General features: G+C 68.1%; 6 protein-coding genes and 1 pseudogene. 5 read left to right on the top strand and 2 right to left on the bottom strand.

Going from position 1 to position 7,927, the window contains the following annotated elements; genetic code table 11:
* Positions 1-183 (bottom strand): annotated as a pseudogene (locus tag AC1D1S_RS17340) (D-alanyl-D-alanine carboxypeptidase family protein); the annotation flags it as partial.
* On the opposite strand from AC1D1S_RS17340, the gene AC1D1S_RS17335 reads away from it, so the two are divergent.
* Positions 173-562, top strand: a complete 390-nt coding sequence (locus AC1D1S_RS17335; protein ID WP_476995031.1) for a hypothetical protein — start codon at positions 173-175, stop codon at positions 560-562. The pseudogene AC1D1S_RS17340 and the gene AC1D1S_RS17335 sit on opposite strands and share 11 nt — an antisense overlap.
* Positions 563-572: 10 nt before the next feature.
* Here the strand turns inward: AC1D1S_RS17335 and coaA are convergent, their stop codons facing one another.
* Positions 573-1,538: a type I pantothenate kinase gene (coaA, locus tag AC1D1S_RS17330; RefSeq protein ID WP_476995030.1), complete on the bottom strand. Its 966-nt coding sequence runs from the start codon at positions 1,536-1,538 to the stop codon at positions 573-575.
* A 145-nt stretch (positions 1,539-1,683) separates the two neighbouring features.
* On the opposite strand from coaA, the gene glmS reads away from it, so the two are divergent.
* The 4 genes from glmS to glgX form a co-directional block, all read left to right on the top strand.
* Positions 1,684-3,576: a glutamine--fructose-6-phosphate transaminase (isomerizing) gene (gene glmS / locus AC1D1S_RS17325; RefSeq protein WP_476995029.1), complete on the top strand. Its 1,893-nt coding sequence runs from the start codon at positions 1,684-1,686 to the stop codon at positions 3,574-3,576.
* A gap of 4 nt (positions 3,577-3,580) precedes the next feature.
* A complete protein-coding gene (locus AC1D1S_RS17320) occupies positions 3,581-3,928 on the top strand; it encodes a holo-ACP synthase (RefSeq protein ID WP_018773713.1) in 348 nt (115 codons plus the stop codon).
* Positions 3,929-3,996: 68 nt separating this feature from the next.
* Positions 3,997-5,535 (top strand): NAD(P)H-hydrate epimerase, encoded by a 1,539-nt coding sequence (locus AC1D1S_RS17315; RefSeq protein WP_476995028.1) that lies wholly within the window; start codon positions 3,997-3,999, stop codon positions 5,533-5,535.
* Between the two features lie 92 nt (positions 5,536-5,627).
* Positions 5,628-7,927 (top strand): glycogen debranching protein GlgX (gene glgX / locus AC1D1S_RS17310; RefSeq protein WP_476995027.1); only part of this gene is annotated, 2,300 nt, incomplete at its 3' end.

Here is a 7,927-nt window from a genome sequence, read left to right as displayed (position 1 = left end):
GCTGGCCAGGGTGAAGATGACGCCGTCGGCAGCCGCTGCCGCGAACATCCTCTCAGCCGCTGCCGCCGTCGTGCCGTTCACCAGCGCCGCCTCGCCCGACGTCGCCAAACGGACGGCCGGGCGGGCCAGATCGGGCGGCACAAAGGTGGCGGGGGAGAGCGGGCGGTGCTTGTTGACGATCACCCACGGGCTGGTGGGGTCCGAGAGGGAATGTTGCGGCCCCGGCGCCGCGGCCGATGGAGGGCGAGCAGCGGCCGACGGCGGGACAGGCGACGCCGCCGACGGCGCCTGCGCCGCCGCAGTGGTGCTTTCCGGAACGGGCGCCGACGATGAGCTTGCCGGCGGGGTCGACGCCGCGGCGGCGGCGGTCGGCGTCGAACTGCCAGTGCCTGTGCCCGGCGTCGGCCCCGGCGTGCCGGACGGCGTGAAGGACTGGGCCGGGGTGCAGGCGGACAGCGCCGCGAGGCCCGTGCCCGCCAGCAGGAGGCGGCTGAAGGCCCGGCGGCTCGGCGATTCCGGGCCGGCCTCCTGCCGTCCCGCCGTCCCGTCAGCGTCGTCGTAGCACATCTGTGCTAGACCTTCCTCAGCAGCATCCGGCGGATGGAGTGGTCGGCGTCCTTGGTGAGGACCAGTTGCGYGCGGCCCCGGGTCGGGAGGACGTTTTCCTCGAGGTTGGGCTCGTTGATGCGCTTCCAGATCTCACGGGCAGTCTCTTCGGCCTCGGCATCGGAGAGCGTGGCGTACCGGTGGAAGTACGATTCCGGCTGGGCGAACGCCGTGCTCCGCAGTTTGCGGAACCGGTCCACGTACCACTCCTCGATATACGAGGTCTTCGCGTCGACGTAGATGGAGAAATCGAAGAAGTCGCTCAGGGCCAGGCCCTGCCTGCCGTCCTGCCGCGCCCGGGCCGGAGCCAGGACATTCAGCCCCTCGACTATCAGCACGTCCGGGCGGCGCACCACCACTTCCTTGCCGGGGACGATGTCATAGGTGACGTGGGAATACCAGGGGGCCCGGACCTCCTCGGCGCCGCCCTTGATCTCGCTCACGAAGCGCAGCAGGGCACGGCGGTCGTAGGACTCCGGAAAACCCTTGCGCTCTAGTAATTGCCGGCGCTTGAGCTCGGCGAGCGGGTAGAGGAATCCGTCCGTGGTGATGAGCTCCACATTGGGGGTGCCGGGCCAGCGCCGGAGCATTTCGCGCAGGACGCGGGCAATGGTGGACTTGCCCACGGCCACCGAACCGGCCACGCCGATCACGAACGGCGTGCGCTGGGTGCTTTCGCCGAGGAAGGTGGTGGTGGCAGAGTGAAGCTGGCCCGCGGCTTCCACATAAAGGTGCAGGAGCCGGGACAGCGGCAGKTAGACCTCGCGCACTTCCTTGATGTCAAGGGGGTCCCCGAGGCCGCGAAGGCGGAACACATCCTCTTCATTAAGGGGCTGCTCCATCTGGGCAGCGAGCCGGGACCAGGTCTGCCGGTCCAGCTCCACGAACGGGGAGACACCTTCCCCGTTCGCTTCATTGCGTTGCAAAGTCACCCTAGAGATTCTGCCCTTCACAACGCCGAGAGCGAAATGGACTGGCCGGTGGAAGCCGGGGCCGGCCGTCCTGAGCCCCGCGCAGGGGCCGTCACGCCCCGCCGTCCCACGTCCTCCGTCCCGGAAACCCGCTAGGCTTATGACCATGTGTGGAATCGTTGGATATGTGGGCCACTCAGATGGCCGGGTAAATGTGGGACACGATGCCTTGGACGTTGTCCTTGAAGGATTGCGGCGCCTGGAGTACCGCGGCTACGACTCCGCGGGTATCGCTGTAGTGGCCGACGGCACGATTTCTTCCAGGAAGAAGTCCGGCAAACTGAGCAACCTCATTGCGGAGCTGGACGCCCGCCCGCTGCCGGAATCCCTCACGGGAATTGGCCACACGCGCTGGGCGACGCACGGCGGCCCGACGGACCAGAACGCGCACCCGCACCTGGCCGACGGCGGCAAGCTGGCCCTGATCCACAACGGCATCATCGAGAACTTCGCCGAGCTCAAGCTCGAGCTCCAGCGCAAGGGCGTCACCTTCGAATCCGAGACCGACACGGAAGTGGCGGCCGCCCTGCTCGGGGATGTGTACCGGAACCAGCTCGGCGGCGACGCCAGCAACGGCGGCCTGACCCTGGCCATGCAGCTTGCCTGCCAGCGGCTCGAAGGCGCTTTCACGCTCCTCGCCGTCCACGCCGACCAGCCCGACGTTGTGGTCGCCGCCCGCCGGAACTCCCCGCTCGTCGTCGGCCTCGGCGAAGGCGAGAACTTCCTCGGCTCCGACGTCTCCGGCTTCATCGACTACACCCGGCGCGCCGTGGAACTCGGCCAGGACCAGATCGTCACGATCACCGCCGACTCCGTGGAAATCACGGACTTCTACGGAGCCCCCGCCGAGGGCAAGGAATACCAGGTCGACTGGGACCCGGCCTCGGCGGAAAAGGGCGGCTTCCCGTCCTTCATGGAAAAGGAAATCCACGACCAACCGGATGCCGTGCTCCAGACGCTGCTGGGCCGCTCGGACATCCACGGCAAGCTGACGCTTGACGAGCTCCGCGTGGACCCGCAGCTGCTCAAGAACGTCAACAAGATCATCGTCCTCGCGTGTGGCACCTCCGCCTACGCCGGGCAGGTGGCGAAATACGCCATTGAGCACTGGTGCCGGATTCCCACCGAGGTCGAGCTCTCGCACGAATTCCGCTACCGGGATCCGATCGTGGACGAGAACACGCTGATTGTCTCCATCTCCCAGTCCGGCGAGACCATGGACACCCTCATGGCGGTCCGCTACGCCAAGGAACAGGGCGCCAAGACCGTCTCCATCTGCAACACCAACGGCTCCACCATCCCGCGCGAATCGGACGCCGTGCTCTACACGCACGCCGGACCCGAAATCGCCGTGGCCTCGACCAAGGCGTTCCTGGCCCAGATCACGGCCGCCTACCTGCTGGGCCTTTATTTGGCACAGCTGCGCGGCAACAAGTTCCAGGGCGAGATCAAGGACATCCTGGCCGACCTGGGCAAGATCCCGGCCAAGATCCAGCGCATCCTCGACAACGAGGCCCAGATCAAGGAACTCGGCCAGTCCATGGCTGACGCCAAGTCCGTGCTGTTCCTGGGCCGCCACGTCGGTTTCCCGGTGGCGATGGAGGGCGCGCTCAAGCTCAAGGAGCTCGCGTACATCCACGCCGAGGGCTTCGCCGCCGGAGAACTCAAGCACGGCCCGATCGCGCTGATCGAGGAAGGCCAGCCCGTCTTCGTGGTGGTCCCGTCCCCGCGCGGCCGCGACTCGCTGCACTCCAAGGTGGTCTCCAACATCCAGGAAGTCCGTGCCCGCGGCGCCAAGACGATCGTGATCGCCGAAGAAGGCGACGAGGCCGTCAAGGCGTACGCCGAACACGTCTTCTACATCCCGGAGACCCCGACGCTCCTGGCGCCGCTGCTCGCAACGGTGCCGCTGCAGATCTTCGCCCTCGCACTCGCCTCGGCCAAGGGTTACGACGTGGACCAGCCACGCAACCTGGCCAAGAGCGTGACCGTAGAATAACGCCATGATTGTTGGCATAGGCGTAGACGTCGTAGACATTGAGCGGTTCGGGCGCCAGCTCGAACGCACCCCCGGGCTGCGCGACAGGCTGTTCGTCCCCGCCGAGCGGGAACTGAACACGCGGTCCCTCGCCGCGCGGTTTGCCGCGAAGGAGGCCGTGGCCAAAGTGCTGGGGGCGCCGGCCGGCATGAACTGGCAGGACTGCTGGATTGGGCTGGACCAGAACGGCCCCACCGTCCAGGTCAAAGGCACCGTGCTGGCCGTGGCGGAGTCCAAGGGCGTCAAGCGCTGGCACTTGTCCATGAGCCACGACGGCGGGATCGCCACGGCGACGGTTGTCGCCGAAGGCTGAGACGGCCGTCCAGGCAGAACCGGCCCCAGCGCCAAGCATTCCCCAGCGACCGCGAATGGACTGAAACCATGATCAGCGCCTACACCGGAACCCAGGTGCGTGAGGCCGAAAAGCCATTTCTCGACGACACCCTGGGCTCCGGTGCGGGCGCTGTTCTTATGCAGCGGGCCGCGTACGGGCTCGCCAACGCCGTGATCCGCGAACTGCGCAGCCGCGGGCAGCGGCTGTACGGCTCCAGCGTGGCCGTGCTGGCGGGCAAGGGCAACAACGGCGGAGACGGGCTCTTCGCCGCCGCGCTGCTGGCCCGCCGCGGCATGCGCACGACGGCGGTGCTCACCGCGGGCGCGGCCCACGACGCCGGACTGGCGGCGTTCCGGAAGGCCGGCGGGCATGCCGTGGCCCTCACCGGGGACAACGCCGCCGAACTCGCMGCGCTGGCCGGCGGCACCGACGTCGTGATCGACGCAGTCCTCGGGACCGGAGCCCAGGGCGGGCTGCGCGGACCGGCCGCCGAACTGGTCGCGGCCCTGGAACGTTCCCGGCCGGGCTCCCGTTCCCCCTTGGTGGTGGCCTGCGATATCCCCAGCGGGGTAGACGCGGACACGGGGGAGGCGCACGCGCCGGTGCTGGCGGCCGACATGACGGTGACCTTTGGGGCCGCGAAGGCCGGCCTGCTGGCGGACCCGGGCGCGGACTTCGCGGGCGCAATCCGGGTGGTCCCGATCGGTATCGAGCAGGCGCTGCCATGGCCGTCCCTGCGACGGCTTGAGGCCGCAGACCTGTCCGCCCTCCTGCCACGCCCGCAGCGGCGGGCGCACAAGTACTCCCGGGGGGTGCTGGGGGTGGTCGCGGGCTCCGGCGCATATCCCGGCGCCGCCGTGCTGGCCTGCCAGGGCGCCCTGGCAGCCGGCGTCGGAATGGTGCGTTACCTGGGGCCGCCGGACGTCGCCGACCTGGTCCGCCGTTCCTGCCCCGAGGTGGTGTGCAGCGCCGGCGCCGTGGCCGACACGCACGTTCAGGCCTGGCTCGTCGGCTCCGGACTGGATGACTCCGATGAGGAGCAGCTGCAGCGCGCCCGCGACGCCGCAGACTCGGGCCTGCCGACGATCGCCGACGCCGGCGCGCTGCCGGCCCTGCCTGATGTGCTGGCCCCGCAAGTGATCCTGACACCCCACGCGGGCGAACTGTCGGCATTGCTTCAGCGCCTCGGGGCTGTGTTGGACCGCTCCGCCGTCGAAGCATCCACCCTCAGCGCAGTGCGGCGGGCTGCGGGCCTGACCGAAGCCACCGTGCTGCTCAAGGGCGCCACGACCCTTGTGGCCTCCCCCTTCCAGGACTTCTACAGCCAGTCCGAAGGCACGCCCTGGCTCGCCACGGCAGGCAGCGGCGACGTCCTGGCCGGAGTCATCGGCGCACTGCTGGCCCAGTTGGGCGCCGACGTCGGGCGCTTCGGTGCATATGACATCGACCCCGATGCCAGATGGGCGGCGATCGCGGCGATGGCAGCCAGCATCCACGGTCGTGCCGGAGTCCGGGCTTCCCGCGGGGGGCCGGTGACAGCAACGGCCATCGCGCATGCCGTCCCGGAGGTGATGCGGGAGCTGTAACAAAACGGGGGCGCCCCGGGCGCCCGGGCAAATACTAACCCTACTTACAAGTAGTCTGTCTAGAGAATATTCGTTCCGCACGAGGAGTACACATGGAAGTCTGGCCCGGATCGGCTTACCCGCTGGGAGCCACTTTTGACGGCACTGGCACCAATTTTGCCCTGTTCAGCGAGCGCGCCGAGCGGGTGGAACTGTGCCTCCTCGCCGACGACCTCACCGAGACCCGGATCGAACTGACCGAAGTGGACGGCTACGTGTGGCACTGCTACCTGCCGCAGGTCCAGCCCGGACAGAAGTACGGCTACCGGGTCCACGGCCCGTACGAACCCGAACACGGCAACCGCTTCAACCCGAACAAGCTGCTGATGGACCCCTACGCCAAGGCCGTCCAGGGCCAGATCGACTGGGACCCGGCGCTCTTCACCTACGAATTCGGCGACCCCGACTCGCGCAATGACAGCGACTCGGCCCCGCACACCATGCACGGCGTCGTCATCAACCCGTTCTTCGAGTGGGACGGCGACCGCCAGCTGCGGATCCCCTACCACCAGTCGGTCATCTACGAGGCGCACGTCAAGGGCCTGACCGAGCTCCACCCGGAAATTCCCGAAGAGCAGCGCGGCACCTACGCCGGCGTGTCGCACCCGGCCGTGATTGAGCACCTGAAGAAGCTCGGCGTCACCGCGATCGAGCTCATGCCCGTCCACCAGTTCGTCAACGACGGCACGCTCGAGGAGAAGGGCCTCAACAACTACTGGGGCTACAACACGATCGGCTTCTTCGCGCCGCAAAACACCTACAGTTCCTCCGGCGACGTCGGGCACCAGGTGCAGGAATTCAAGGCCATGGTCCGCGAGCTGCACAAGGCCGGCATCGAGGTGATCCTGGACGTGGTGTACAACCACACCGCTGAAGGCAACCACCTCGGCCCCACGCTGTCCTTCAAGGGCATCGACAACCAGGCCTACTACCGGCTGGTGGACGGCGACCTGAAGCACTACATGGACTATACCGGCACCGGTAACTCCCTCAATGTCCGGCACCCGCACTCCCTTCAGCTACTGATGGACTCCCTGCGCTACTGGGTGACGGAAATGCACGTCGACGGCTTCCGCTTCGACCTCGCCTCCACCCTGGCCCGCGAGTTCTACGACGTGGACAAGCTGTCCACCTTCTTCGAACTCATCCAGCAGGACCCGATCGTCTCCCAGGTCAAGCTGATCGCCGAGCCGTGGGACATCGGCCCGGGCGGCTACCAGGTGGGCAACTTCCCGCCCCAGTGGACCGAGTGGAACGGCAAATACCGCGACACGGTCCGCGACTTCTGGCGCGGCGAGCCCTCGACCCTGGGCGAATTCGCCTCCCGCCTGACCGGTTCCGCGGACCTCTACGAAAGCTCCGCCCGGCGCCCGGTGGCCTCGATCAACTTCGTCACGGCGCACGACGGCTTTACCATGCGCGACCTCGTGTCCTACAACGAGAAGCACAACGACGCCAACGGCGAAGGCAACAACGACGGCGAATCCCACAACCGCTCCTGGAACTGCGGCGAGGAAGGGGACACGGACAACGACCACGTCCTGACCCTTCGGGCCCGCCAGCAGCGCAACTTCATCGCCACCCTGCTGCTCTCGCAGGGCGTCCCGATGCTCCTGCACGGCGACGAGCTCGGCCGCACCCAGCAGGGCAACAACAACACCTACTGCCAGGACTCCGAGCTGAGCTGGATCCACTGGGACGCGATGGACCAGCCGCTGGTGGAGTTCACCGCCGTCGTCAACAAGATCCGGCACGACCACCCGACGTTCCGGCGCAGCCGCTTCTTCGACGGCCGCCCGGTGGTCCGCGGTGAGGGCGAGAAACTGCCGGACATCGTCTGGCTGAAGACCGACGGCACCGGAATGCTCCCGGAGGACTGGGGCAGCGGCTTCGGCCGGACCATCGGTGTGTTCTACAACGGCCACGGCATCCAGGAACAGGACTCCCGCGGACGCCGGATCACCGACGACAGTTTCCTGCTCGGCTTCAACGCCCACGACGACGACGTGGACTTCGCCCTGCCGGCCGAGGAGTACTCACGGTTCTGGGACGTGCTGGTGGACACCGCGGACCAGGCGGACACTGAGGCGCCGCTGAAAGCCGGGTCCGTGCTGAAGCTGGCGGCAAAGTCGATGGTGGTGCTCCGGGCCCACTCCGGCCCCGAGGTGGAAGTGGACTACTCCGCGGCAGCCTCCCTCGCCGCGATGGCCGAGCACGAGGACTCTACGGGTGCCGGTTCTGCGGCCCCGGCACCGGAAGCTCCGGCGGCCCCGGCACCGGAAGCTCCGGCGGCCGCGGCCGAGCCGGCTCCGGCTCCGGAGGCCCCGGCAACCGGGGCCTCCAAGGGCTCCGC

The sequence above is a fragment of the Arthrobacter sp. P1_A5 genome, assembly GCF_056406825.1.
The sequence above is the reverse complement of the archived record's forward strand: the minus strand, read 5'-3'. Positions and strand labels throughout refer to the sequence as shown.